Consider the following 24,444-nt stretch of genomic DNA (forward strand, 5'->3'; position numbering starts at 1 on the left):
GCGGCGGCGGCGGCGACTTCGCCGTCGTCACCGCGGTCGAGTTCGACCTGCACCCGGCGCCGCTCCTGTACGGCGGGCGCATGCTGTGGCCCGCCGACCTGGCCCCCGCCGTACTGGACGCCTACCGCGAGATCACCGCCGAGGCCCCCGACGAGCTGACCGTCTGGTACGAGCTGCTGCAGTTCCCCGGCGCGGCCCCGCTGGTCGCGATCGACGTCACCTTCCTCGGCGTCGGCGGCGATGCCGAGACCCTGCTGCGGCCCCTGGACAAGATCCCCGGCATCATCTCCGACTCCCGCGCCCTGCTCCCGGTCGCGGAGCTGGGCTCCATCACCGCCGAGCCCGCCGACCCCGGCCCCGGCCTGTCACGGGCGGAGCTGCTCCTCGGCCTGACCGACGAGGTCGCGGCGGCGGTGCTCGAACGCCCCGTCGCCCCCCTGCTCAGCGTCCAGCTCCGCCACCTCGGCGGCGCCCTTGCCCGCCCGACGGACACGGCCGCGGGCCACCTGGAGGAGCCGTTCGCCCTCTACATGTTCGGCATCCCGGGCCAGGACGGCGGCGCCGCCGTGGGTGGTCGTCAGACCGAGCTGGCCGACGCCCTCATTCCCCACACCACCGGGCGCAAGCCGTTCACCTTCCTCGCGCCGGGTGAGCGCGCCGCGAGCGCCTTCACCCCGCAGACCCTGGCCCAGCTCCGCTCCCTCAAGCGGACCCTCGACCCCCGGGGGACGTTCCGCAGCAACTTCCCCGTCCTCAGCTGACCAGCCGACGTTCGATCCCCTACCTCGAATCCTGAAGGAGAACCCGGTGATCACCAAGCAAACCGCCCGCACCCTGGCCGCCGCCGCCGCGCTGGCCGCGACCATCACCCTCCCGGGCGCCGTCCCCGGCGCACCGGCGGCGCTCGCCGCGGCCCCTGCCGCCACCGTCCCGTCCGCGACCGGCCACTCCACGGCGGCGGACGCCCGCTCCACCCGCCTGGACCGCGCCACCGTCATCGGCTGGGTGGAGCTCTATCTCCAGGCGTGGAAGGACAAGGACGACGTGGCCGTCGGCAAGCTCTTCACCCGCGACGCCGTCTACCAGGAGGTGCCCGGCGACCCCGGCCGCACGTTCGTGGGGCGTGCGGCCATCAGGAAGTACTGGCGTGGTATCACCAAGGGGCAGTCCGACGTCACCACCCGCTACGGCGAGCCCGTCATCCAGGGCGATCGTGCCGCGGTGGAGCTGTGGATCACGCTCAAGGGCGGCGGCAAGTGGATGACCATCATCGAGACGAACGTCATGACGTTCGACCGGCACGGGCGGGTCAGCCGCAACGCCGAGTACTGGACCCTGCGCCAGGGCAAGTTCGCCCCGCCGCGCGGCTGGGGCTCCGGCTCCTGATCGCGCCGGCGGATCGGCCGGCAGCCGGATCGAGCGGACGCCTGTCTAGGTGAGCGAGGAGTAGGCCACGACGCCGCGGCACATCGCGTCAATCGCCTTGGAGGCCGTCTGCTTGATCCTGCTGTCCGGCGGGGCGGCGTTGCCGAGCTGGCCGAGCAGGTCCATCAGCTGCTTGATACAGCGGACGAAGTCGCTGGCGGAGGAGAAACAACGTGTTGGCGCGCTGAACGAGCAGCAGCTCGATCCTTACAGCTTCAGTGGACTCGACAGCGTCGCCAGGCGGACACCGTGCAGGCCGAGGAGCGGAGAACGGCGGCGGAACTATAATCTGCTATCCGACCATTGAGGTGCCGTGGGCCGCGCCGAAGTCCGGCCGGACGCGGCAGCTCTGCGCCTGCCGAAATTCCATCCATGCAGGTCAAGCCGCTTGCGAGTACTCGTGGAGGACGCCGCCGAGCCGGTCTCGTCGGCATATATTCAGGTCGGTGAATTGCTCGGGATCCGTGATTGGATCGGGGGCGGTGCGCAGCGGGGCTGCTTGGTGCAGGGCTTGATGGGCTCGGTGCTGGTTGTAGAAGTGTTCGTACTCGCGCAGGGCGTGCCGCAGGTGGTGTTCGTTCCAGAGCAGGCAGCGGTCGAGAAGCTCGTGGCGGCATGACTGCACCCACCGCTCCATGATCGAGTTCATTCGCGGCATCCGAATACCGGTGAGCACCGTCTCAATGCCGGCCTCGGCGAGAATCTCGTCCATGAGGGCCGGGAACTTCCCATCCCGATCTCGGATCAGAAAGCGTGCCCGGCAACCCGCGCCTTCCAGATCCATCACCAGATTCCTGATCGCCTGGATGACCCAGTTCGCGCTCGGGTGCGCGGTGGTGCCGAGCACACGAACGCGCCTGGTGGCGTGCTCGATGACGGCCAGGATGTACTGGCGCTGCCCGTTCAGGGTGATGGTCTCGATGAAATCGGCGGCCATCAGGACGTCGGCTTGCGAGCGCAGGAAGTCGGCCCAAGTGGTGGAGGCCCGATCAGGCGCCGGATCAAGACCTTCCTGCTTGAGGATCTCCCACACCGTGGACGGCGCGACCTTGATGCCAAGCGTGATGAGTTCACCATGTACCCGCCGATAGCCCCAGCTCGGGTTCTCCCGAACCAGACGCAGGACAAGAACGCGGATGGAGCGGACCGTGGGCGGGCGCCCACGTCGCTTCGGCCGGCAGGTACGGCCATGACGCCGTCTCATCAGATCGCAATGCCAGCGCAGCACGGTATCCGGTTGGATGAGCGGCCGCAGCCGACGCAGGACCTCCCGGGGCAGCGAGGTCAGGAGCGCAGCCAGGAAAGCTCGATCCTCGGGCGCGAATCTCACCCGGGCGTCGGCCCCGAGTTGTCGTTCAAGGACGGTGATCTGGTGACGCGGGGCGAGGATCTCCACGTCCTTGTCCCGATTGCCCATGGGCAGCAACCGCAGCGCGGCGAAAGCGTTCATGACGGTCAGATAGGCCAGGCGAAGGAGCACAGCCGATCATCCTGCCGTACGCACTCCCCTCTCCCGAGGGACCGGGGCTCGCGTACTCCACACAAAGCGCTCGCAGGGCCACGACCTGGGCGGATGTAATTATCGGCAGGCGCACACTCGAAGAACGTCACCAGGTCGGTGCGGGCGGTGAACAGGCAGAACGGATCACGCGAGTACGACAACGTCATGTGGAAGGAGTAGACCTTCCCCGCGCCGGCACCTGGACCGGACAGCAGGGGGCCTTCTTCACCCCAGTCGACCTGCGCCTGAGCTCCTGGGGTGACCTCGAAACGGCGGTGCAGTCCCCGCAGCCGCTCCCGGCCTGCGCCCTCGGCGTCGCCGTCGTGTTCGGCGGCGATCCGCGGCCTGGCCTGGGCGACGTAGAGCTTGACCCGCTGGTAGGAGTGGGCGAAGCCGTACTCGGCGGCCAGTCGTTCATGGATCGTGGAGGCGGTGATGGCGCGCTCGGCGCGCAGCATCGCGTCGATCACGTGCACGTAGGGCTCGATCACCTGAGGCTGAGTGCCCTTGCGCGAGGACGCCTTCGGCGGTGCGGCAGGGGCGTCCTGCTGCAGGTACTTCTTGACAGTCCGCCAGTCCAGGCCGGTGGCCTCGGCGATCTCTTTATAGGTGGCACCCGCCTGATGCAGGCCGCGGAAACGGCGTAGGTTCATCCAGGACTCCTGATCCAGGATCATGAGAGTTGTCATCCTTCGGGTTGTCTGCTTGCCCTGCCGACAATCCGAAGGATGATCAACTCTGTGGCGAGGAACGGGTCAACTCGCCGGAGCCTCACCTACATACGAGGTCGTACGCGGACACCGTTGTTGGTGCGCACCGCCACCCACGCGCGCTGCAGCACGTCTCTGCGGCAGACCTTGTCGAACAGCGCGTGGAACCTCCGTCCGGGATCGGCCTTGGCCGCCCGGTAAAGCGCATGCTGCAGGGCACGGACCGGATCACGCGGAACCCGTGGTTCCCGCGATCCCGAAGCGGCGGGACTAGCCTGACCGGCACTCACCGGGCCCCTCCCTGGTCAGTCGCTACGCATCGACGAAGCAGCGGCCCTTCCCATCGCCGCCGGTTATGTTGTCCGGTCGGCTCGATCGGTACTACGGCCGCCTCCGACGCCCACCCGGCTCACCGCCCACTTCCCGGCTTCGACCGGTTATAGAGCGCGCCGCTCCGGCAACACGATCATCCGCAGGTCGCCGGGCTGGGGAGGGCCTCCCCAGTTCCCGTCGTCACTATCGATGCGTTCCGCGCCCCATACGCCGGGGAGTCCTTGACGGCTGCGCTTCCAGGGTCTTCACCGCGTCCGTGGCCTTCGCCCCGGTTTCGAGAGACTCGGCACTCCCTTGTCCCACCCCGAAGGGCGGGCTGAGTAACGACGCCGCAGGCTTCGCTTCATGCTACGAACCGCATCGTCGCTCCCCCATTTACAGAGCCTTTGACGCTGGCTTCGACCCCGCCCGTTCCAGACAAGGCCGCCAGCCTGCTACCGGGCCACCTGGCAGCTACCCGGACCGGACTTTCACCGGCAAGCGACGACGAGCTTACGAACATCAAGATCCACCGCTACGTCACGGCTTCACCTCCTGCTCTGCTGGGCGCACGAGATCACCTCACTGACCCCAGTTTCTGCTTGGCAATTTTCAGCACTCGCACACTACTCGCGCGATCCGCCAGCCTCAAGAAATTGGGAATATACGAGGTGGAGTAGCGCCGCATATGCGTGTTGCGACCGAGCAACTACCCGGTCGCCGCCCGATGCCTTGTTACCGAGCCTATCAATTCGATGCATAAGTTCCCGAAGCAATGCAAGAACGTCAACTGGGGCTGGCTTGAAGATCCCACGTTCTACATATCGGATTACCGTCGTCACGTACTCGTCGGCGCCCGCCAGGTCACTGTGCGCCAGAATCAGACCCTCATCTGCCCCGCTTTTAGGGAATGGCACTTGACGCCAAAGAGTATAGGAATCCATAAAGCTCATCATCATTATTCCCATACCTAGTGGGCATTCGTATGCCAGAAAGAAACTACTTTTCCATCCGGCCCGATGATTCCGCCCATATCTCCATTCGGATCCGTGTACTTCACGCCGAATTTCCCGTCATCAAAAGGCATTCTCTTTGCGTTCAAACCCGCCTTGCCTCCAGGCTGACTCAGTCGCGCCGCCCAGCCGTTTGAATCCCGCAAGTATTACTCTGGCGTAACATTCGCCTGGCGCACCATGCTTATCAAAGTGGAATCGGAAACCGCCCTCCGGAGAAGCAAAAGTTCCCTGATTCCAGCCTTTTCCAACCCCCTCCGGACATGGCCCTGCATTGTGAACCAATACCGGCGTGCTGCCCGCCAGCACGTAGTAGGTGTGCAGTTGCTCGGTCTGCAGCGTTCACCATTGCATTGCCTCCGAGCGTCGGCGCCTTGCCGTCAACCTTGGGGATAACTCCAGGCCTGACGGTGCCAACTTCCGGGGTAACGAACATGGACAGCAGGCCTGGCGCCCAGTAGCCGGTTCGGTAATTGGGCGAACTTGGATCCGCTCCGAAAGCTTGGGAGGGAAGTTGCGGGAGTTCAGTAAAACCAGGTATGGCGTGACAGACGATGCACGTCATCTCCCAGATGCCCTGGAAGATCCCTGCGCTCGTGTCGATTGCTCCTTGCCAGAAGTCGTCAGAAGGCTCGTACACCGGCAAGCTATCCGTGGGGACATCGACAGGGGTTACTGTCGGAATGCCGGATGAGGTGCAGAGGATGCAAGGAGATCCGCCGCTGGAAGCATATGAGCTGCCGCCGGGGTAGACCGCCTCACGTAGGCCACCCTCTAGCTCGGGGGGAAGCTCGTCTTCTTCCTTCTTCTTAGGCTCGTCATCCTTGTCCTTGGGCTTTTGGGCGGTTTTGGTGGCTCGGTTGGTCTCTTGGGTGTGTTGGGCTTCTTGGGCTGGTTTGGCCTTGTGGGCTGCCTGGTTTGGCCACTTCCAGGGTTCCTGGGTGCGGATCTTGGAACGCTCTGGGGATCTGGACTTCCACAGCCACTGCTTCCACCGCTGCTGTACGAAGTTTGCTTGTAGTACCAGCTGTCATCTCGGCCGTTTCCGCTGTTGGAGTTGTCGCGGGAGCCCCTCAGTCATGGGTGGTCAGTGCTCTCACCACCGTACTGGCGGGCTGCTCCCAGCGTTGTAGCTCGGTCAGTCGTTGATCCCGGTGTGGTAGTGGCAGAAGACTCCACCTGTGGGATGACCCGCACCAGCGGCTGGACGACCATTGCGGGTTATGAGGACCCCATTGAGGTTCGTCCAGGCAACGCGCCAGGCCGCCATCGAGACGCTGCCGTGACTTCAGGCCAGATACCGAAGGGTGTCGCAGCGGCGCCCAAGCGAAGAGTCATCAAGATCTTCAGAGTGGTGCTCGCTGTCCTGGTCGGGATCCCGGCCGCGGTAGTCGCCGGGCTGCTTCTTTGGGACGGCAGCATCGACACCGGCCCGTGCCGGGAGCTCTTCCCCGGTGTCCAGATCGACCTGCGGACGGCCCAGACACGGCGTGGCCCGATCGAGTACGACCTGTACGGTACGGAAGGTCCGGTGCTGCTGTCTGTTCACGCCGGGCTCGGCGGAGCCGACCAGGGACGGCTGTTCGCCGGCTGGCTGCAGCAGGACGGGTTCCGCATCCTGAGTCCTTCGCGGCCCGGTTACCTCGGCACGCCCTTGGAGAGCGGCCGGACCAACGAGGAGCAGGCCGACCTGCTCGCCGCGCTGCTGGATGAGCTCGGCATCGACCGGGTCGGAGTCCTCGCGGTCTCGGCCGGGAGCCCGGTGGGCTACACCTTCGCCGCACGCCATCCGGATCGGATCTGGGGGATGGTCTCCATCGGCGGAGTGAGCAAACAGCAGCCCCCCGGTAAGCCGAGCTCGTCACTGCGGAGAACGTTCCTGAACACCGTCGGGCAGAAGCTCACCCGGCTGACGGCGATGCTCTCGTTCGAGACCGTGGTCTCTGCGACGTTGGACGAGACCAGCACCTTCAACGAGGAACAGCGGGCCGGGCGGCTCTCGTACATCATGAACACGCCACGCGTGCGGACGCTCTTCGAGGCGATGTTCGAAACGACATTTCCCTACGAGGAGCGCTGGCCGGGCACCGACAACGACGCGGCGCAAGCCCGGCGCGGCGGTTCGCCTCTGGAGCGGATCACGGCTCCGACGTTGATGATCCACGGAAGGCAGGACGGCGATGTGTCCTTCGACCATGGAGAATACGCGGCCGAGCGGATACCCGGCGCGCAACATTACTGGTTGGAGAATGAGGATCACCTGGGCTTCTGGCTCAGCCCCAGGGCGGACCAGTCACAAGCCGTGGTGCGGACGTTCCTGCGGCAACACGCGCCGCGCGAATGAGCCGTCGGCTGCTACCGATAGTCCGTTAGATCAAGATTCTGGCTGGGCGGGGATGGTGTCGCGGGGGCTCCCGAGAAGGGAGCCAGGCGATGACCAAGCCCAAACCGGCTCCGCCCGCGCCAGGGGCGCTGGAGGGGTACGCGGCCAGGTTTTGATGATCTGTTCACTCATCCGGGGCAGCGGCGCGGGTTCCGGGAGTATGTGACGGGATTGCCGGCGCCGCGGGAGCGGAACAAGACGGCCGCGGCGCCGGCCGGGGCGGAACCGGTGGCCGGGTCCAAGAGCGCGGCGGCGCAGCGGGGGCAGTATTTCCTGTCGGAGTCGTGCTGGGATCCCGAGCGGGTTCAACGCCCGGCGGGTGGAGTCATTGCCGGCCGAGGCGGCGACCGCGTCCCATCCGGATGGGGTGTTGGTGATCGATGACAGCGGGGACCGCAACGATGGGAAGGCCACCGCGCATGTGGGCCGCCAGTGGCTGGGGCCGCCTGGGCAAGACCGACAACGGCATCGTCACGGTGAGCACGCTGTGGGCTGATGAGCGGATCTACTATCCGCTGCATGCCCGGCCCATCATTTCGCCCCGGGGCAAGAACGACCCGGCTTTTCGGACCAAGTGGCGCATCGCCGTCGAACTGGCCGGCCAGGCGGCCGCGGCCGGGGTGGTCCCGCGCGACTGCGCCTGCGGCGATCGACGCTGTCACCGCAGGTCAAGGCCTCTACCTCTACACGCCACCTTGATGCACGCCCTGGACCAAGCCGCCCGCTGCGTCCTGCCCCGGACCCGATCACGGACCCGGGGCGAATCAGTGACCTGCACATACGCCGACGAGACCGGCTCAGCGGCGTCCTTCATGAGGACGCACATGCCGCTTGACCTGCACGGATGTAATTTCGGCAGGCGCACCCATCACGCCGGCCGCAACCGTCATGCCCGTCACGTTCGCCGGGCTGACGTTCACCCGACGCCTGGACTTCCAGCAGGCCGGATTCGCCGTGGCGGTGGCCATTCTCATCGACGCCACCGTGATGCGCATGTTGCTCCTCCCGGCCCTGATGAGGCTGCTCGGGCACCGCGACTGGTGGCTGCCCCGCCCGCTGGCCCCGCCCGCGCCCGGCCCCGCCGACGCCCGATCCCCAGCCGGAACCCGAGCGCGTGGCGCGTTCATGGCGATCACCGGTCGAGCGGGCGCACGGACGCCGCCGGAAAGGCTTGCCCGATTGTCCACTGGCACCTGGCGGCGCGCTCAGCTCAGGTACCGCACCAGCATCAGTCGCAGCTCGGCCACCAGTTCCGCCGCCCGTTCCTGCGTGGCCGTGGTGATCATCGGCATCACCGCCTTCACCATGGCCAGCGCCATCGTCCCGGTGAGCAGCGCCCGCTCCTCCGGCAGCCCGGGAGTGCGACGGCGCAACATGGCCGCGATGTGCCCCGCGATGGCCTCGTGCAACTGCTGCGAGGCCGCCGCCAGCCGATCGCCGGTGGCAGCGCCGTACAGCAGCGACCAGTACGCGGGCGAGGCCGTCTTGAACGCCACACTCTCCTCCACCAGCCGCTCCACCAGCGCCTCCAGCGGCACATCCGGACTGACGGCGGCGAGCTGGGCGGCCCAGAACTCCTGCCGGTCATCGGTGTAGCGCGTCACCAGCCCGTCGAGGATCTCCTCCTTGTTGCGGAAGAACTGATACAGCGACCCGGGCGAGATCCCGGCCCGCGCGGCCACCTGGTTCGTCGTCAGCTCCAGGTAACCCACTTCGGCGACCACCAGTTCGGCGGCGTCGAGGATCTCGGCCATGCGCTTCAGGCCGCGCGCCTGCCGACGGACTGAGCGTTCAGGCATGGCCGACCTCCTCGTTGACAAATGCGAGCATTTACTTGTATTTCTAGGCTCGGCAGAGAAACACGAGCAGTTTACCGAGTTTCCCCGGGAGACCCCATGAGAACCGTGCTCGTCACGGGCTGCGGCAACTTCGGCACCGACATCCACTCCCGCTGGTGGTGGCGCGAGCACGATCAGGAGAGCTTCGAGCGCCTCCTCGACGTCCTGGGACTGCGCCCGTGACGGCCGTCGGCGCCCCGGCCAGGCACTCCGGGGAAATGACGGTGGGGCCGCCGCTGCGCAGGCTCGGGTTCCTGCTCGTCCGCCGTCGCCGGCTGGTGCTGGCACTGGCGCTGGCCGGGCTGATCGCCGCGGGCGTGCTGGCGGCCGGCGCGGCCTCGGGATTGTCGCTGGCCAGGTTCGAGGCGCCCGGTTCGGAGTCCGACCGGGCGCACGCCGAGCTGGCCAGGCGATTTGGCACCGGCAGCCCGGACATGATCTTTTTGGTCACCGCGAGACAGGGCACCGTGGACGACCCGGCCGTGGCGGCGGCGGGTCGCGAACTGACCGCCAGGGTCGGCCGCGAGGACGGCGTCGCCGAGGCCGCCTCGTACTGGACCCGCGGCAAGCCCGCGACCATGCGCAGTGCGGACGGCCGGCACGCGCTGATCGTGGTGCGCGTCCCCGGCGACGCCGATCACGTGCGCTCCCGGGTGCTGCCCGTCCTGGTGCCGCGGATCACCGCCGGTGACGACCTGCTCCAGGTCCGTGCCGGGGGCGGCGAGGAGGTCTTCCGCGAGACCGTGCCGCTGGCCAGGCAGGACTTCGTCCGGGCGGAGCTGGTGATCTTCCCGGTGGCGTTCGTGCTGCTCTGGCTCTACCAGCGGCGCGCGATGGCGGCTCTGGTGCCGATCCTGGCTGGGGTGTTCGCCATGGTGACCGGGCTGGCGCTGCTGGGTGGCGTCCTGCTCTGGACGGAGATCTCCACCTTCGCCCTGAATCTGACCCTGGCCATGGGCCTGGGGCTCGGCATCGACTACTGCCTGTTCGTCATCCAGCGCTTCCGCGAGGAGATCCGCGACGGGCGAGACCGGGCGAGCGCGATCGCGGGGGCGGTCGAGCACGCGGGCCGTACCGTGCTGTTCAGCGGCCTCACCGTGGCCATGTCGCTGGCCGTTCTGTTCGCGCTGCCCTTCGACTTCCTGCGCTCGTTCGCCTACGCGGGCATCGCCGTGGTGGTCGGCGGCCTGGTGGCGGCGGTGCTCGTGCTGCCCGCCGTGCTCGCCACGATCGGCGGCACGCTGCTGCCCAAGTCCACGCGATCCGAGCCCGGAGAGTCGGGGTTCTGGCACGGGCTGGCCGTGCGCGTGATGCGCCGCCCGCTGGTCTTCGGGGGCCTGGCGACGGCGGTGCTGCTCCTGCTCGCCTCACCCTTCCTCGGGCTGCGCTTCGGCGTCGCCGACGACCGCATCCTGCCGCCGGAGGCCGCCTCCCGGCAGACGCAGGAGGTCATCCGCCAGTCGTTCCCGGCCGAGGAGACGGACGCCATCCAGATCATCTCGACAGGTCCGGCGGCGGGCGACATATCCGCGTACGCGGAGTCGCTGTCCCGGCTGCCGGGCCTCGCCCAGGTCGACTCTGCCGCCGGCTCCTTCGCCGGGGGACGCCGCGTGGGCGACGGCGACCCGATCCGCTTCCGCGGCACCACCGCGACCGAACAGGGAACCTGGTTGTCGGCAGTGCCCTCGGCCGCCGCCCTGGCCGACGACCCGGTACGCCTGGTGGCGGCCGTCCGCTCCATCGAGCCGCCCTTCGAGGTGCTGGTCGGGGGTTACCCGGCCGAGCTGTCGGACTACCGGGCCTCGGTCGTGGACCGACTCCCGCTGGTGCTGGCGCTCATGCTCGGCGTGACGTTCGCCGTCCTGTTCCTCATGACACGCAGCCTCATCATCCCGCTCAAGGCGACGCTGCTGAACGTCCTCAGTCTCGGCGTCATGTTCGGCGCGATCGTCTGGGTCTTCCAGGACGGTAACCTGTCTGGCCTGCTGGGCTTCACCCCGACCGGGACCCTCGACCCAAGCATCCCGATTCTCATGCTCTGCGTGGCCTACGGGCTGTCGATGGACTACGAGGTGTTCCTGCTGTCACGCATCAAGGAGGAGTACGACAGGACCGGCGACACCGAGCGGGCCGTGGCCGCCGGCCTGCAGCGGGGCGCGCCGCTGATCACAGCGGCGGGCGGGATCCTGGCGCTCACGTTCGCCGCCTACGCCCCGGCGCGGGTGACGTTCGTGCAGATGCTGGGCGTGGGCATGGCCGTGGCCGTGCTGGTGGACGCCACCGTCATCAGGGCCGTGCTGGTGCCGAGCCTCATGCGCCTGGCCGGCCCGCTCAACTGGTGGCCCGCAGGCGCGCCGCGGACGCTTCTCCACCAGCCTGACCGTGCTACCGGCCCGGCAGGCCCGGGTTGATCCCGGCGAGCGGCTGACATTCGGCCGACACCGGCGGTGCCGTACAACCATCCCGGAAGCACGAGCCACATTCCCCTGACGGTTGACGCGGCGTAGGTTCCTCGCCGCCACCGGTGCCGGTACGGTGGCCGGTGGACTGCTGACGACCAGCTCGACGGTCAGAGCCATGGGCAACTCGACGAGCAGGACCGGCGTGGCCGCGCGGGACCTCACCCAGGTGGTGCTCGCGGCCTTCGAGCACCATCGGCTCGTGGCGATCGGCGAGTCGCACGGCCAGTGCCGTCCATCAGCCGCAGCGGTTCGTGCCAGGTGGGGACCTGGCGGGCGATCCACAAGGCCGCCGCCGACATCTGCGGGCCCAGCTCGCGCGACTGCCGGTTGCAGACGGCCTGGGAGGGCAACGCGGGAACAGATGACCGATCCGGGCCGCCACGATCCGCAGCCAGTAGCGCTCCTGATCACAGCAGTACCTGGGCCACCGCCACGACCACCGCCTCGGCCGAGGTCAGCACCGGGGGCCGGCCCCGCCCGCGAGTCCCTCCCCGCGAAGGCATCACGTGATCGTCCAGATAGACATAGAGTGCGGTCAGAAGGGCGTCCAAGTCTGTCTTCACACACCGGCCATGGACGCCTTTCGTCACGCCCGCAGCCGATCACCGAAAGGTGACTTGGATCGCTGGATGACGTGATTTTGGGATCGCTCTTTGTCGCGGCCCGATGGCGCGTCGGGACTACTACCGCGACCTGTCGGAGACGGAGCTGCGCGGGCGTGAGGACTTCGTCATCGAGGGCGGCTACCTGAGGCGTGGCCGGCTGCGCGGCCGGGAGACCCGGGAGAACGTTGCTCTGTCGACGTCCGAGGTCGAGGAGGCCATGGGGCCACGGACCGGTCGGAGTACTTGCGGCTGTTCCGGTCGCTGCTTATTCAGCGGGGTTGGGGGTGGGGAGCCCGCGGCTGTGGCAGGCGTAGGCGGATATCGGTGTGCTGGAGATGTTACCGGCCAGTCGGCCACCGGCTGGTCGTCACAGATTCCGACGTCGGCTGGTCCGCGTGCGCCGTGGTCGTCGACGGCGACCACCACCCCGGCCAGCAGCAGGTCTTCGTCGGCGAAGCCCAGGAATCGCCGGAAGACCATGAGCTCAGCGTAGCCGGGCTGATGGTCACCCCTTGAGGACCTCGGCGGTCCGCCGGTCACCGCGCGTGCGAGCTTATGAGCCGTACGTCAGTCGGCGCAGCGCGGTCTCGGCCGGTCCCCGCCGTCCGCGGAAGGCGGCGGCCAGCACCACGGTGGTCAACCAGGCGGTCACGGCGATCCCCGAGGCGGCGGCGTCCCCCGCCTTGGCGCCGAGACCGCCCGCGTACGGCGCGAACACCGCCACGAAGATCACCGACTGCAGCAGGTAGCAGGTCAGCGACCACTGCCCGCACGCGGCCAGGGCGGCGACCACCGGGCCTGGCGCCCCGTGCCGCATCCGGCTCACGGCGAGCCCGACGATCGCCGCGTACCCGAGGCCGCCGACGATGCCGGTCAGGCTGTGCAGCACGTACGCGGCCACGGAGACCGCCATCGAGGGCGCCCAGACCCGCGTGTCCACGAGCATCAACGGCAGCCCGCCGACGACCGCCACGCCTGCACCCACGATCGCGACCCGGGAGAGCAGCGGCCGATGGGCGGCCGGCTCCTCGAGCAGCCGCCGGCGGGCCGCCCAGATGCCGAGCAGGAACGCCGACACGACGCTCACCGCGAAGTAGGTGGGCGTCATCCCCGACCAGCCGATCAGCCTCATCACCAGCGCCTCGATCGGGTCGGCCATGGCCGCGGGCGTGTCGCCCTTGGGAGCGGAGACGGTGAGCAGGCCGAACGCGGCGAGTATGACGACGTGCAGGGCCAGCCCGACGCCGGCGGCCCACAGCAGGGCCCGGTCCTGGCGCCGGACGAACCCGATGAGGACGAGCCCCACCAGCCCGTACGCGCCCAGGATGTCGCCGAAGAACAGCAGCAGCGCGTGGCAGAACCCGAACGCCAGCAGCCACAGGCTCCGGCGCCGCAGCACCCGCCGCGTCTCCGGCCAGCTCTTGCCCGCGGCGAGCTGTCGGTTGGCCAGTTGGGCGAAGCCGTAGCCGAACAGGGCGGCGAACATGGGGAGGGCCCGCCCGTCCACCAGCAGGATCTGGAGCCCTGCGACCAGCCGGTCGACGAGGCCGCCGTCGAGGGCGTAGCCGCGGAAGCCGGTCTGGTGGCCGGACAGGTACATGTGCGCGTGGGCGACGGCGATGAGCAGCAGCATGAGGCCGCGCGCGAGGTCGGGGGCGAGCGCGCGATGAGTGAGCGGCACGGCGCCCCCGGAGTGGACAGGGGCAGGTGGGGCTAAGGACATGACTCTCCTGAGGAAATTAGATACACGAACTGTAGCTAATAAGCCCCACGGTAAGCTACAGCCGTGTACTTAAGCAAGCGGGAGTGAGGATGGGCGATCACAACGCGCGGACCCGGCGGCGTGGCGAGGAGCTCATCAGCGCCATCCACAAGGCGGTCCTGGAAGAGGTGGCGGAGGTCGGGGTGGCGCGGCTGACCATGGACGGCATCGGCAAGCGGGCGGCGACCCCGCGTACCACGCTCTACCGCCGCTGGTCCGACCCCGTCGAGGTGCTGCTCGACGCGCTCCACCACCTGCATCCGGTCGAGGAGCCCACGCCGGGCGCCGACGACCTGCGCGGCGACCTGATCCGCGCCCTGCGGCTCATGGTGGACTGGATGCTCAGCCCGGCCGGCCGCGCCGTCGCGGCCATCCTCACCGACCCGCAGCGCACACCGCAGATCTCACAGGCCCTGTTCGAGCGGGTCTTCGCCGAGCGCGGCGGCACGTTCACCAGCACCGTCCTTCGGCACTACGCCGAACGCGGCCACTTCCCCGCCGAGCTGCTCACCCCGGTCGTGGCCGACATCGGCGAGGCCCTGGTGACCAAGCGTATGATCGACGCCGCTGTCCCACCCAGCGACGACGACCTGGCGGCCATCGTCGAGCAGGCCATCCTGCCCGCGATCGGCCTCGGGAGGACCAGCTCATAGGAAACAGGCGGCAGGGTACGGCGGGCCCAGTGCTCATCGCCGCAACCCGCCGGCTGGTGCTCAGTTGCCGGCCATCTCCCTCACCCTCTGACAGGTTGCGGTAGTAGTCCCGACGCGCGATCCGGCCGCGACAAATAGCGATCCCAAAATCACGTCACCCAGTGACCAAGTCACACACCGAAATGCACATCAGCGATCTGGCGGATCTTCCCGAAAGTTCCCCGGATAATAAGGAGGCGCCTGCCATGGGCCCGATACGGCTGTAGGTGCCAAGAACTCGGCCGCCCTATGCGACCTGCGCGTATCCGTGGATCAGCCCGCCGAGGCGGTCACGTCGGATGACCTTCATATCGGCCTCGGCCGGATCTGGAAGGGCTCGCAGCGGGGCGGCCTGGCCCAGGGAGCGATGTGGGCGATGTTCATTGAAGTGGGTCTCGCAGGAAGCCAGCACGCGTCGTAAGTGGCGGGCGTTGACGATGAGGATCCGATCGAGGAGCTCTCGGCGCAGACCGCCGATCCAGCGTTCGGCAAACGCGTTGGCCCGCGGAGCACGAGGCGGCGCCCTGAGAATGCGGATGCCTGCGGCCGCGAAGACTTCGTCGAACATCGTGGGGAACTTCGTATCCCGATCGCGAATGAGAAACCCGAAACCCTCCGCCCTGTCCCCCAACTCGATCATCACACTCCTGGCCCGCTGCGCAACCCACGGCCCGGCCGGATGCCCGGTGACGCCGAGGACGTGCACCCGGCGGATCCTGATCTCCATGACGACCAGGCAATACAGCCGTTTGAACAGCACGGTGTCACAGTGGAAGAAGTCGCACGCCAAGATCCCTTCAGCATGAGCACGCAGGAACTCACTCCAGCTTGGTCCTGCCCGTCGCGGCGCTGGAACGATGCCGGCCTTCTTCAAGATCAGCCACACAGTGGAGGCCCCGACCCGGTAGCCCAGAGCGGCGAGTTCCCCAGCGATCCGCCGGTAACCCCACAGCGGATTCTCCCCGGCCAGACGAAGCAAGGCCCGGATGGAAGCGCGGAGGGCAGGCCGCCCCTGGCTGCGACGCTTGAACGTCCAACGCCGCCGTACCAGATCCGCGTGCCAGCGCAGCAGCGTGCCCGGCGTCACGAACAACCGCCGACGACCGGCCGGACACAGCAGCCGCGCCAGCGCGCTGATCACCGCCCGATCCGCCCACGACGGCCGAGGTCTCGCCACCCGCCGACGCAACACCGTGAGCTGATGACGCAAGACGAGAATCTCCGCGTCCTTCGACCTCTGCGAGCGACCCAGCAGCACCAGCCAACCCGCGAGCCGGACGAAGATCAGATAAAGCAGACGCAGGGACCATGAACAGCGATCATGCCCAACCACACCATAAGCAGCCAGCCACAGGTCAACCCCACCGCCCGAGCTTCGGGCACCCACAGGGTGTACATGCTTGCGCCCCTGGTCGGGGCGGGGATCTCCGCCGCCATCCTGAACCGTGTGCACAAACGCCGCGAAGTGCTGACGCACCGGCTCTGCGGTACACATCCGAATGGTTCCCCGCTGTGAACATGAGCCGACGTTCCGGCCAGCACACCACCCCTGCCGCGCCCATCCTGCTGGCCACCACCGGCTTCCCACCTCCACCAGTGATCTCGCCAGGAGTCCCCATGCCCACCAGCACCCTCCCGCCCGCCACAGCACCAGCGCCTGAGCTGATCGACGCCTTCAACCGCGACGGCTGCGCCATCATCCGCGACGCCTACGACCCGCTTCTGTGCGCCGAACTGCGCCCGCGTCTCATCTACTGATGGACATCGTGCAGGTCAGTGCCCAGGTCGATGCCGAGCGCCGGGTGTCCAGCCAGGAACTCCTGCGCTCGCTCGCGCACGACCACGGGGTGGCCGTCTTCTCCGCACGCGACCTTTGGAGACCGTTCGATTACACACGGTAGCTACAATGCGGTCATGGAGCTCTTCCCTGCCATGCCGCTCGCGGAGTGGGCTGAGGCCAAGGAGACCTTTCACCGGTTCACGCAGATTGTCGGCAAGATCCGGCTGTCGGTGAGCAACCGGCGCAACCACTGGTGGCACGTGCCCTTTCATCTGACCGGGCGCGGGCTGACCACCCGGCCGATGGGTGGGCTGGGTGAGCAGCCGCTGTTCAGTATCGACTTCGACCTCGTACGCCACCGCTTGGTGGTGGACGTGCTGGACGGCCGCAGTGCGGAGTTCAGCCTGATCGGCCGGTCGGTGGCGTCGTTCCACGAGCGGCTGTTCGAGACGCTGGCGGGGCTGGGGATCCGGCCGGAGATCTGGGCGGTGCCGTTCGACCTGAGCGACGACACGCCGTTCGCCGAGGACACCCTGCACGCGCGCTACGACCCGGTGCTCATCAACCGGTACTGGCGGATCCTGTCCCAGGTGGCGCAGCTCCTCGACCGGTTCGCGGCGGACTTCTCCGGCAAGATCAGCCCCGTGCACCACTTCTGGCACACGTTCGACATTGCCGTCACCCGGTACACCGGGCGCGCGGCGCCCATATCGCCGGAGACCGATCCGGTGACGCGCGAGGCGTACAGCTGGGAGGTCATCAGCTCAGGGTTCTGGTTCGGCGACGAGGAGCGGCCGTGGCCTGCGTTCTACTCCTACACCGCGCCGGAACCCGAGGGGCTGGAGCGGGAGCCGCTCCGTCCCGAGCAGGCCGAGTGGATCGCCGCGCGCGGCAGCCACCTGGCGGTACTCCGGTACGACGATGTCCGCGCGATGGGCGATCCGGTCGCCGCCGTGCTGGAGTTCCTTGACAGCGCCTACCAGGCGGGTGCCCGGCTGACGGGGCTCGATGTGGAGGCGCTGGCCTGTCCGGGGGGCGTCACGGACCCGCATGACGCGAAGGCCTGAACACACGAGAGCGCCCGCCCTCCGGGGAGGGCGGGCGCTCAACGAGTGCGTACCGGTGCGCAGGTCGCCTCTCGGCGAAAGGGGCAACGCCCACCTCGCACGGTCGCATGGACGTCCTCTCCCAGTCCGACGACGGACGGTCCCTGGTCGCGGACTGCCATGACGACACAGGGCACCGCCTCGATGTTCACCGTCGTCGGCGGGAAGGCCGGCCGAATCGACACCGGTCAGGCGGACCGGGTACGCGGCCTCCGACTCTGACGATCGTAAGGGGAACGGATGACGCGCGATCGGCGATCGGCGAGCCCGACTCGGGCCAGGCGATGGCTCCGCACGATGCGGGCGCGGGATCCGCGCGAGGCGCACCGCGCTGCTACCCCGCTGGAGCTGCTGTTCGACCTCTGTTTCGTGGTCGCGGTGGCGCAGGCGGCCGCCCAGTTGCACCACCACGTCACCGAAGCCCACCTCGGCGTCGGGCTGTTGGGCTATGCGATGGTTTTCTTCACGATCTGGTGGGCGTGGATGAACTTCACCTGGTTCGCCTCAGCCTACGACACCGATGACGTTGCCTATCGGCTGCTGACTCTGCTCCAGATGGCGGGTGCTCTGGTGCTGGCGGCCGGGGTGCCCGCCGCCGCGACCTCCTATGACCTCACCGTGATCACCATTGGTTATGTGGTGATGCGCGTGGCGCTGGTCGCCCAGTGGCTGCGGGTAGCTCGGCAAGATGCCACCGGCCGCCCGGCGGGGATCCGGTATGCCGTCGGCATCATGGTGGTCCAGGCAGGCTGGCTTGTTCGGTTGGCGCTGCCGCATCCATGGGACTACACGGGGCTCGCGGTGCTCGTGATCGCCGAACTACTGGTGCCGATGTGGGCCGAGTTCCGGGGCACGGCCACGTCGTGGCACCCTGGCCACATTTCTGAACGCTACGGGCTGTTCACCATCATCGTCCTCGGCGAGGTCATCTTCGCTAGCCTTACCAGCATCCAATCCGCATTGTCCGAACACGGCGTTTCCGGGCAAATGCTGCTGATAGCCGCTGGCGGTCTCATCCTGGTGTTCACAATGTGGTGGATCTACTTCATGGGCCCGGACGCCGCCCTGAGCACGCCGCGTATCGCATTGCTCTGGGGTTACGCCCATTACCTGCTGTTCGCCGCGGTCGCCGCACTCGGCGCAGGCCTACAGGTCGCCGTTGACGTGGCCGTGCATCGCGCCCACGTGGCCGCGACGACGGCGACGTTCGCGGTGGCGGTTCCGCTGGCCGGGTTCGTCCTGGTCATGTGCTGGCTGCGCCGACTGACACACACCGGCCTGGCACATCCGAGCCTGATGGTTGCCGGGGCAGTCATCGTGCTGGTGCTGGCGCTGGCCGCCCCCGTCCTAGGTGTCGGCGGGGTGATTCTGTCCATCGGCATCGCCGCTGCGGCCACGCTGACAGCAGCTCTCGTGGCCACGCACCGCGACGGGGTACCCCACCCTCCACCGGAGGCACGGTGACATGGTGCTCGATCTCCATCGACTGGCACACCTCATTGCCGTGGCGGAGGACGGCGGCAGCGCCACAGCCGCACGCGCCTGACAAGTCCCAGCAAGCATCGCGATCACGCTCATGCCGAGAGGATGCTCGATGGGTCAGCGTCCTGTCAGCCGCGCGCCGTGGTAGGCCTTCGCCGTCAGCGGCGGGAACGTGTCTTCGACCGGACGGTCCATGGGTCGTTCCTTTCGCATGGCCTGGGATTCAGTCCGTGACCTTGCTGGCCGCCCGGTACTCCAGGTGCGCGTACTCGGGGTGCCGGATCAGCCACCCCGCGATGAAGGGACAGACCGCGAGCACCCGCAGGCCCTCCGCCCGGACGGATTCGACGCCTTCGCGCGCCAGCATGGAACCCACACCTCGTCCTTCATAGGCCGGATCGACCTCGGTGTGGACGAAGGCGACAAGCTCCGCCGTGCGAATGTAGGCGGCGAACCCCGCGAGCGTCTCGCCGTCGTGGGCCTCGAATCGGTTGGCGGTGTGATTGTGGGTCACGATGATCATGTGGTCGTCTCCGAGGGTCGGGTGATGAAGCAGTCGGTGTGGGTGTCGGCTCAGGCCGCGATGGTGGCGTGCATCTCCCACACCAGGATCTCGGCCGGCTCCGTGGCGATCACCCGCTGGCCGCCGATGGCGGTGAACCGGGCCGCGTCTCCGGTCGCCAGTTCCCCCGCTCCCTCCAGGCTGACGGCGCCGCGCGCGACGAACAGGTGCAGGTAAGGGGCCTCGGGGAGTTGGACGGCCTGACCGGGCTGGAGCCGGGCGGCGTACAGGGCGGCGTACTTGTTCCTGATGCGGATCGCCGCTTCGCCGTCGTGCTTGCTCATGCCCGAGGCGACCGGGACCAGGCCACCGGAGAGCAGTTCGTGCTCGATCTCCAGTTGTTCGTAGCCGGGTGTGATGTTGTTCTCATCCGGTACGACCCACATCTGGATGAAGTGCACCGGGTCGCGGTGGACTTCCCCGCCGAGTCGCCAGGAGTCGTTCTTCTCCGAGTGCAGGATGCCGCGGCCGGCGCTCATCCGCTGCGCCAGGCCGGGATAGATCACGCCGTTGTGGCCGGTGGAGTCCTGGTGGACCAGCGAGCCCTCCAGAACCCAGGTGACGATCTCCATGTCCCGGTGCGGGTGGGTGTCGAAACCGGTGCCGGCGTCGACGACGTCGTCGTTGTTGACCAGCAGCAGACCGTGGTGAGTGTTGCGGTGGTCGTAGTGCTGGCCGAAGGAGAACGAGTGCTTGGAGTCCAGCCAGCCGAAGTCGCTCGTGAAGCGCTCCGCGGCGCGGCGAATGTCCACGCCGTCCGGAAGGATGATGTCGCTCATGGTGCCTGACCTCTCTATGGGTGGTGAACCGGGTGGTTTCAGGCGGTCTTGATCGCCGAGACCTCGAACTCGAGGACGATCTTGTCACCGACCAGGACGCCGCCGGTCTCCAGCGCGGCGTTCCAGGTGATGCCGTAGTCCTTGCGGCTGATCGTGGCCGAGCCCTCGAAGCCGGCCCGAAGGTTGCCGAACGGGTCGGTCGAGGCGCCCTCGAACTCGAACGGGATGGTGATCGAGTTGGTCACGCCCCTGATGGACAGGTCACCGGTCAGCTCCAGGCTCGTCTCGCCGGTCTGGCGGACGCCGGTGGTGACGAACGTGATCTGCGGGTGCTCGTCCATCGCGAGGAAGTCGTTGCTGCGCAAGTGCGCGTCCCGCTGCTCGTTGCGGGTGTCGATGCTGGCGGCCTGGATGGTGACGTTCGCGCTGGACCGGCTCGGGTCGGCGCGGTCGGCGGTGAAGCGGCCCTCGAACTCGTTGAACGAGCCGCGGACCTTGGTCACCATCGCGTGCCGGGCGACGAACCCGATCCGGGTGTGCGCCGCGTCGATGACGTAGACGCCGGACAGGTCGGCCAGCGTGGGGGGGACGGCGTGGGCGGTGGTCACTGCTCTGCTCCTTCTGGTCAAGTGGGCGTTACCCATTTAGGTGACGCATCACGTACATGACGTATCCAACTTAGGTGATGTGTCAACTATTCCCGGGTAGGCTTCTGTCCATGGACGCACCGAGCCCGTGGCTGACCGAGCAGCAACAGCGTGTCTGGCGCAGGTGGTTGGCGTTGAACGCGCGGCTGCCGGCGGCCCTGCACCGTGAGCTGCAGGCAGACGCCGGTCTGTCCCTGCAGGACTACGACGTGCTGGTCCGGCTCACCGACACGGCCGAGGGCCGCATGCGGGTCTCCGACCTCGCCCGCGCCCTGCAGTGGGAGCGCAGCAGGCTGTCGCACCATGTCACCCGTATGGCGAGCCGTGGACTCGTCGAGCGCGAGGAGTGCTCCGACGACGGGCGCGGCGCCTTCATCGTGCTGACACCGGCAGGGCGTGCGGCCATCGAGCAGGCGGCACCGGCTCACGTGGGCACCGTGCGCAGACTCGTCTTCGACTCGCTCTCCGAAGAGGAGCTCGACAGCCTCGCCGCCATCACCGACAAGGTGCTCACCCAGTTGGAGCGGGACGCGACGCCTTGAACGCGGCAGATCCCCGCATTGGCGCACCCGGCGTTGGGCGCCGAGGTGGAGTTCGAGCATGTCGCGGTCACTGCCGAGCCTGTCGTGATCTATGTTGACTGCCCGCATTCGGTCACCGAGTGCGGGCTGTCGTTGGTCGTGGCCCATGGTGGCTCAGCGGGTGTCGCGGGCCGCGCGCTTGATGAGGTCGGTGACCGCGGCGGGTTCGGAGACGGAGACCGCGTGGGAGGCGTCTTCCACGGTGACGGTGCGGGCGTCGGCGCGTTCGGCCATCCACTGCTGGGCCTTGGGCGGGATGTTGTAGTCCTGTCCGGCGATCAGAGCCTAGGAGCGGATGTCCTTCCAGGCGGCCTTGGTGGCCTTCTCCTCCAGGGCCAGGATGGAGACCGGCCGCTGGGTGGCGGCCATGATCGCGGCGGTGGCGGCGGGCACGCCGCTCACCTCTGCACGTTTACCTGTACCTGACTCTGCACATGGCCCCGTACGCCGACACTGATGACCGAGCCGCCGTAGGAGTGGCCGACCAGGACCACGGGCCCTTGCACGGAGTCCAGGACGACGCTGCGCAGGCAGGCGGCGTCGCTGCTCAAGGAACGGCACATGTCACGTCCCCCTCTCGTGGGCCGCGCATAGCGGCCAAGGCTCGCCAGATGCTGGTGGCGGCTCTCTTGGCCTGAAGCTTGGGTGCGGTGCGTCCAGCTTGCGCGAGATGCTGCAGCGCCGAGTGCCGGAGCTGATGCAGGGTCCAGCCCTGGCGGTGCGGGTCGAGTTCGGCGGAGGCGGTCTTGAACAGGTACTCGGCGCGGGGGTAGGACAGCCGCCCCCGGCCGGTGGTGGGGTCGATGTCGGCTGTGGCCGGCGCTCGGCGTCCGGAGGCAGGGGCGCGCCGGTCGGCCAGCAACACCGGCCCCGAGGTGCGGCCGGTCAGCAGGCGGGGCAGGATCCGGGCGGTGGGGTGGGCCGGTGCACGTATTGAATGGCGCCACCCTTGGAGACGACGCGGGCCCGACGGAACTCCAGATACGTCCGCCTGGGTGAGGAGACCTCCGCGTGTATCACCACCGAAGCCGACCCCGTCCAGCGCCGCCGTCCCCGCTGAGCTCGACCCTCCAGCCGGATGAACTCACCAGGTCACGTGATCGGCCACACTCGCCGCACCTGATCGTCGTCGGGATCGAGCGCGACCCGGTAGTCGACCGCGTGCAGCGCCTCCTCATGCGCCGCTCACGCCCGTCCCGGCCGGACGGGATCAGGCGGGCGGGTCTGCGTAGACGTCGTGCAGCATGCCGGTGGCTTGGCCGACCTCGATGAGGTGCCCGTCCGGGTCGCGCATGTAGCAGCGGATCTCGGCCTTGCGGTCGATCGGCTCGGTGAGGAACCGGGCGCCGAGCGACGTCGCGTGCGTGTGGAAGGCGGCGATGTCGGCGACGCGGACGTTCATGAAGGCGGTCACCGGGTCGCCGGGCTCGGGCGCCCGCAGCGTAACGTCCGGTTTGTCCGGGGTGGGGCCGCCGCCGGGGTTCATGATGATCCACGTGTTGGCGACCTTCACGATCGCCGGGTTCTCTTCAAGGACGACCTCGCCGCCCAGGACGTCCGCGTAGAACGCGCGCGAGCGGGCCACGTCCCGGACAGTCAGAAAGTGCGTGACTACGAGCCCCTCGACGGGCGCGGGCAGTTGTTCGCGGTCGACCATGCTCATTCCCTCACAGGTTGTGGTGCGCTTTGTGCGCCCAGCGGGCGGGGTCGGCTCCAGGGCGTCCCGATCCCAGCGGGCGACCTCGGCAGCGGGCCTCACTGCAAGGTGTCACGGGTCTCGTGCGAGCCGGCCACGCGCAGCCGCGGCCAGACCTGCCGCCCCATCGCCGTCCCCCCTCGGCCGGATCGGTCGTGCGCCGTTCTCGCGCAAGGGGGTCATGCCCGGCCGGGCGGGGGTTAGTCAGGCAACGAACGTCACATCTGGCCGACGTCTTGGTCTGCTTCGCGACGTAGTCGACCACCTCGTCAGGAAACTCCGCCCGCCCGCGCGGGAACCGCCCATGCTGCGTGAAGTACTTCAAGGCTCCGGGCAACCACGGCCGGCCTCTGCTGACCCATGCCGACCGTGTACTGGTCACCGGCATCTACCTGCGTCAGGTCTGCCCGCAAAAAGTCCTGGCCGCTCTGCTCGGCATCAACGCTGTCACCATCGGCGAGGCGATCCGGGAACCCCGCGCCCTCATGGACGAACAGAAGATCACGCTGGACCAGACGACGCACTACTTCTCTCAGGCCCAGGACCTGCATGACTGGCTCGACCACGGCGCAGTTACCAGCCAGATGCACATCTTCCAGGCGCTGACTCACCCCCAGCTGACCGGCATGCCTCGCCGCGACTTCCACGCCCGGGCCGAGCGGCTCGCCATTCCCTACCAGGCCCTCCTCGAACAGCGCCGCCACCATCGCCGCGGCGGCGACCGACGACCGGGAACACGCCGCGGCGTCTTCCCCCAGAAGATCACCGACATCGACCGCATCCTGGCCACCGTCCTGGCCCAGCGCCACCTATGCAACCAACAGACCCTGGCCGATCTGTTCGGTGTCAGCCGGGGCACCATCCGCAACGCCGTCGATGACGTCCTTCCCCTGCTCAAACAGGAGGGGCATCTGCCCGAACCAGCCACCCGTCACTTCGCCACGGCTGCAGACGTTCTTGCGTTCGTCACCGGCGCTTCCGTCGACGAAACGCCAAGTTGAACGGCAAAACCGGCGATCATGCCGTTCTCCTCTGCGCAATGGCAATTAAACTGGATAGGTGGGCTGACGGATCGAGCGCTGCCGGAGGCCGGCCGGTAGCCGTTGCT

The 24,444-nt window shown here is 68.0% G+C and carries 21 protein-coding genes and 4 pseudogenes; 13 read left to right on the forward strand and 12 right to left on the reverse strand.

The features are described from left to right. Together ABFX54_RS49180 and ABFX54_RS49185 are read left to right on the forward strand one after the other, a co-directional pair. The coding region (locus ABFX54_RS49180) for an FAD-binding oxidoreductase (RefSeq protein WP_487047335.1) at window positions 1-761 on the forward strand (761 nt) is incomplete at its 5' end. Window positions 762-807: 46 nt separating this feature from the next. After that, complete coding sequence (locus tag ABFX54_RS49185; RefSeq protein ID WP_346114075.1) at window positions 808-1,386, forward strand: nuclear transport factor 2 family protein; 579 nt, start codon at window positions 808-810, stop codon at window positions 1,384-1,386. Window positions 1,387-1,431: 45 nt separating this feature from the next. On the opposite strand, the pseudogene ABFX54_RS49190 reads toward ABFX54_RS49185, so the two are convergent. The 3 genes and pseudogenes from ABFX54_RS49190 to ABFX54_RS49200 form a co-directional block, all read right to left on the reverse strand. Next, window positions 1,432-1,566: pseudogene (locus ABFX54_RS49190) on the reverse strand (hypothetical protein); the annotation flags it as partial. 238 nt (window positions 1,567-1,804) lie between these two features. After that, window positions 1,805-2,905, reverse strand: coding sequence for an integrase core domain-containing protein (locus ABFX54_RS49195; protein ID WP_346114077.1), 1,101 nt, complete (start codon window positions 2,903-2,905; stop codon window positions 1,805-1,807). Continuing rightward, the gene (locus tag ABFX54_RS49200; RefSeq protein WP_346114078.1) at window positions 2,881-3,603 is read right to left on the reverse strand and encodes a hypothetical protein; all 723 of its coding nucleotides are present in this window, start codon (window positions 3,601-3,603) and stop codon (window positions 2,881-2,883) included. Before ABFX54_RS49200 ends, ABFX54_RS49195 begins: the two co-directional genes overlap by 25 nt. Before the next feature lie 2,544 nt (window positions 3,604-6,147). Here ABFX54_RS49200 and ABFX54_RS49205 point away from each other — a divergent pair. Together ABFX54_RS49205 and ABFX54_RS49210 are read left to right on the forward strand one after the other, a co-directional pair. Further along, the gene (locus ABFX54_RS49205) at window positions 6,148-7,305 is read left to right on the forward strand and encodes an alpha/beta fold hydrolase (RefSeq protein ID WP_346114079.1); all 1,158 of its coding nucleotides are present in this window, start codon (window positions 6,148-6,150) and stop codon (window positions 7,303-7,305) included. 927 nt (window positions 7,306-8,232) lie between these two features. Next, window positions 8,233-8,331 (forward strand): annotated as a pseudogene (locus ABFX54_RS49210) (hypothetical protein); the annotation flags it as partial. Between the two features lie 218 nt (window positions 8,332-8,549). On the opposite strand, the gene ABFX54_RS49215 reads toward ABFX54_RS49210, so the two are convergent. Continuing rightward, window positions 8,550-9,143, reverse strand: coding sequence for a TetR/AcrR family transcriptional regulator (locus ABFX54_RS49215; protein ID WP_346114080.1), 594 nt, complete (start codon window positions 9,141-9,143; stop codon window positions 8,550-8,552). Window positions 9,144-9,239: 96 nt separating this feature from the next. Between ABFX54_RS49215 and ABFX54_RS49220 the strand changes: the two genes are divergently transcribed. After that, the gene (locus ABFX54_RS49220; RefSeq protein WP_346114082.1) at window positions 9,240-9,365 is read left to right on the forward strand and encodes a hypothetical protein; all 126 of its coding nucleotides are present in this window, start codon (window positions 9,240-9,242) and stop codon (window positions 9,363-9,365) included. Beyond that, window positions 9,362-11,593, forward strand: coding sequence for an MMPL family transporter (locus tag ABFX54_RS49225; protein ID WP_346114083.1), 2,232 nt, complete (start codon window positions 9,362-9,364; stop codon window positions 11,591-11,593). The genes ABFX54_RS49220 and ABFX54_RS49225 overlap by 4 nt, the downstream gene beginning before the upstream one ends. 275 nt (window positions 11,594-11,868) lie before the next feature. Here the strand turns inward: ABFX54_RS49225 and ABFX54_RS57310 are convergent. Both ABFX54_RS57310 and ABFX54_RS49230 read right to left on the reverse strand, forming a co-directional pair. Continuing rightward, window positions 11,869-12,207: pseudogene (locus ABFX54_RS57310) on the reverse strand (IS982 family transposase); the annotation flags it as partial. A gap of 595 nt (window positions 12,208-12,802) precedes the next feature. Then, window positions 12,803-13,930 (reverse strand): DUF418 domain-containing protein, encoded by a 1,128-nt coding sequence (locus ABFX54_RS49230; protein WP_346114084.1) that lies wholly within the window; start codon window positions 13,928-13,930, stop codon window positions 12,803-12,805. 131 nt (window positions 13,931-14,061) lie between these two features. On the opposite strand from ABFX54_RS49230, the gene ABFX54_RS49235 reads away from it, so the two are divergent. After that, window positions 14,062-14,664, forward strand: a complete 603-nt coding sequence (locus ABFX54_RS49235; RefSeq protein WP_346114085.1) for a TetR/AcrR family transcriptional regulator — start codon at window positions 14,062-14,064, stop codon at window positions 14,662-14,664. Between the two features lie 286 nt (window positions 14,665-14,950). Here ABFX54_RS49235 and ABFX54_RS49240 read toward each other — a convergent pair whose 3' ends face one another. After that, window positions 14,951-16,180, reverse strand: a complete 1,230-nt coding sequence (locus tag ABFX54_RS49240; RefSeq protein ID WP_346114086.1) for an integrase core domain-containing protein — start codon at window positions 16,178-16,180, stop codon at window positions 14,951-14,953. Between the two features lie 41 nt (window positions 16,181-16,221). Here ABFX54_RS49240 and ABFX54_RS49245 point away from each other — a divergent pair, with 41 nt between their 5' ends. The 4 genes from ABFX54_RS49245 to ABFX54_RS49260 all read left to right on the forward strand — a co-directional run bounded on the left by ABFX54_RS49245 (window position 16,222) and on the right by ABFX54_RS49260 (window position 19,053). Next, window positions 16,222-16,461: a hypothetical protein gene (locus tag ABFX54_RS49245; RefSeq protein ID WP_346114087.1), complete on the forward strand. Its 240-nt coding sequence runs from the start codon at window positions 16,222-16,224 to the stop codon at window positions 16,459-16,461. Then, the gene (locus ABFX54_RS49250; RefSeq protein WP_185105361.1) at window positions 16,461-16,604 is read left to right on the forward strand and encodes a hypothetical protein; all 144 of its coding nucleotides are present in this window, start codon (window positions 16,461-16,463) and stop codon (window positions 16,602-16,604) included. The genes ABFX54_RS49245 and ABFX54_RS49250 overlap by 1 nt, the downstream gene beginning before the upstream one ends. Before the next feature lie 13 nt (window positions 16,605-16,617). Next, window positions 16,618-17,550 carry a DUF5996 family protein gene (locus tag ABFX54_RS49255; protein ID WP_346114089.1) on the forward strand — a complete coding sequence of 311 codons (933 nt, stop codon included), beginning with the start codon at window positions 16,618-16,620 and terminating at the stop codon, window positions 17,548-17,550. A gap of 279 nt (window positions 17,551-17,829) precedes the next feature. After that, window positions 17,830-19,053, forward strand: coding sequence for a low temperature requirement protein A (locus ABFX54_RS49260; RefSeq protein ID WP_346114090.1), 1,224 nt, complete (start codon window positions 17,830-17,832; stop codon window positions 19,051-19,053). A 241-nt stretch (window positions 19,054-19,294) separates the two neighbouring features. Here the strand turns inward: ABFX54_RS49260 and ABFX54_RS49265 are convergent, their stop codons facing one another. Genes ABFX54_RS49265 through ABFX54_RS49275 form a run of 3 tightly spaced genes read right to left on the reverse strand, consistent with a single transcriptional unit; the run spans window position 19,295 to window position 21,020 of the window. Next, window positions 19,295-19,594, reverse strand: coding sequence for a GNAT family N-acetyltransferase (locus ABFX54_RS49265; protein ID WP_346114091.1), 300 nt, complete (start codon window positions 19,592-19,594; stop codon window positions 19,295-19,297). Between the two features lie 50 nt (window positions 19,595-19,644). Continuing rightward, a complete protein-coding gene (locus ABFX54_RS49270; RefSeq protein ID WP_346114092.1) occupies window positions 19,645-20,412 on the reverse strand; it encodes a pirin family protein in 768 nt (255 codons plus the stop codon). A 38-nt stretch (window positions 20,413-20,450) separates the two neighbouring features. Continuing rightward, window positions 20,451-21,020, reverse strand: a complete 570-nt coding sequence (locus ABFX54_RS49275) for a YceI family protein (protein ID WP_346114093.1) — start codon at window positions 21,018-21,020, stop codon at window positions 20,451-20,453. 110 nt (window positions 21,021-21,130) lie between these two features. Here ABFX54_RS49275 and ABFX54_RS49280 point away from each other — a divergent pair, with 110 nt between their 5' ends. Then, window positions 21,131-21,601 carry a MarR family winged helix-turn-helix transcriptional regulator gene (locus ABFX54_RS49280; protein ID WP_346114095.1) on the forward strand — a complete coding sequence of 157 codons (471 nt, stop codon included), beginning with the start codon at window positions 21,131-21,133 and terminating at the stop codon, window positions 21,599-21,601. Between the two features lie 153 nt (window positions 21,602-21,754). Here the strand turns inward: ABFX54_RS49280 and ABFX54_RS57390 are convergent, their stop codons facing one another. Together ABFX54_RS57390 and ABFX54_RS49290 are read right to left on the reverse strand one after the other, a co-directional pair. Continuing rightward, on the reverse strand, window positions 21,755-21,922 hold the full coding sequence (locus tag ABFX54_RS57390; RefSeq protein ID WP_487047336.1) for an alpha/beta fold hydrolase: 168 nt from the start codon (window positions 21,920-21,922) through the stop codon (window positions 21,755-21,757). 928 nt (window positions 21,923-22,850) lie between these two features. Next, window positions 22,851-23,303, reverse strand: coding sequence for a VOC family protein (locus ABFX54_RS49290; protein ID WP_346114098.1), 453 nt, complete (start codon window positions 23,301-23,303; stop codon window positions 22,851-22,853). Between the two features lie 356 nt (window positions 23,304-23,659). On the opposite strand from ABFX54_RS49290, the pseudogene ABFX54_RS49295 reads away from it, so the two are divergent. Continuing rightward, window positions 23,660-24,337, forward strand: a pseudogene (locus tag ABFX54_RS49295) (helix-turn-helix domain-containing protein); the annotation flags it as partial. Window positions 24,338-24,444: the final 107 nt, after the last annotated feature.

The organism is Nonomuraea maheshkhaliensis (assembly GCF_039529435.1).
Classification (GTDB): domain Bacteria; phylum Actinomycetota; class Actinomycetes; order Streptosporangiales; family Streptosporangiaceae; genus Nonomuraea; species Nonomuraea maheshkhaliensis.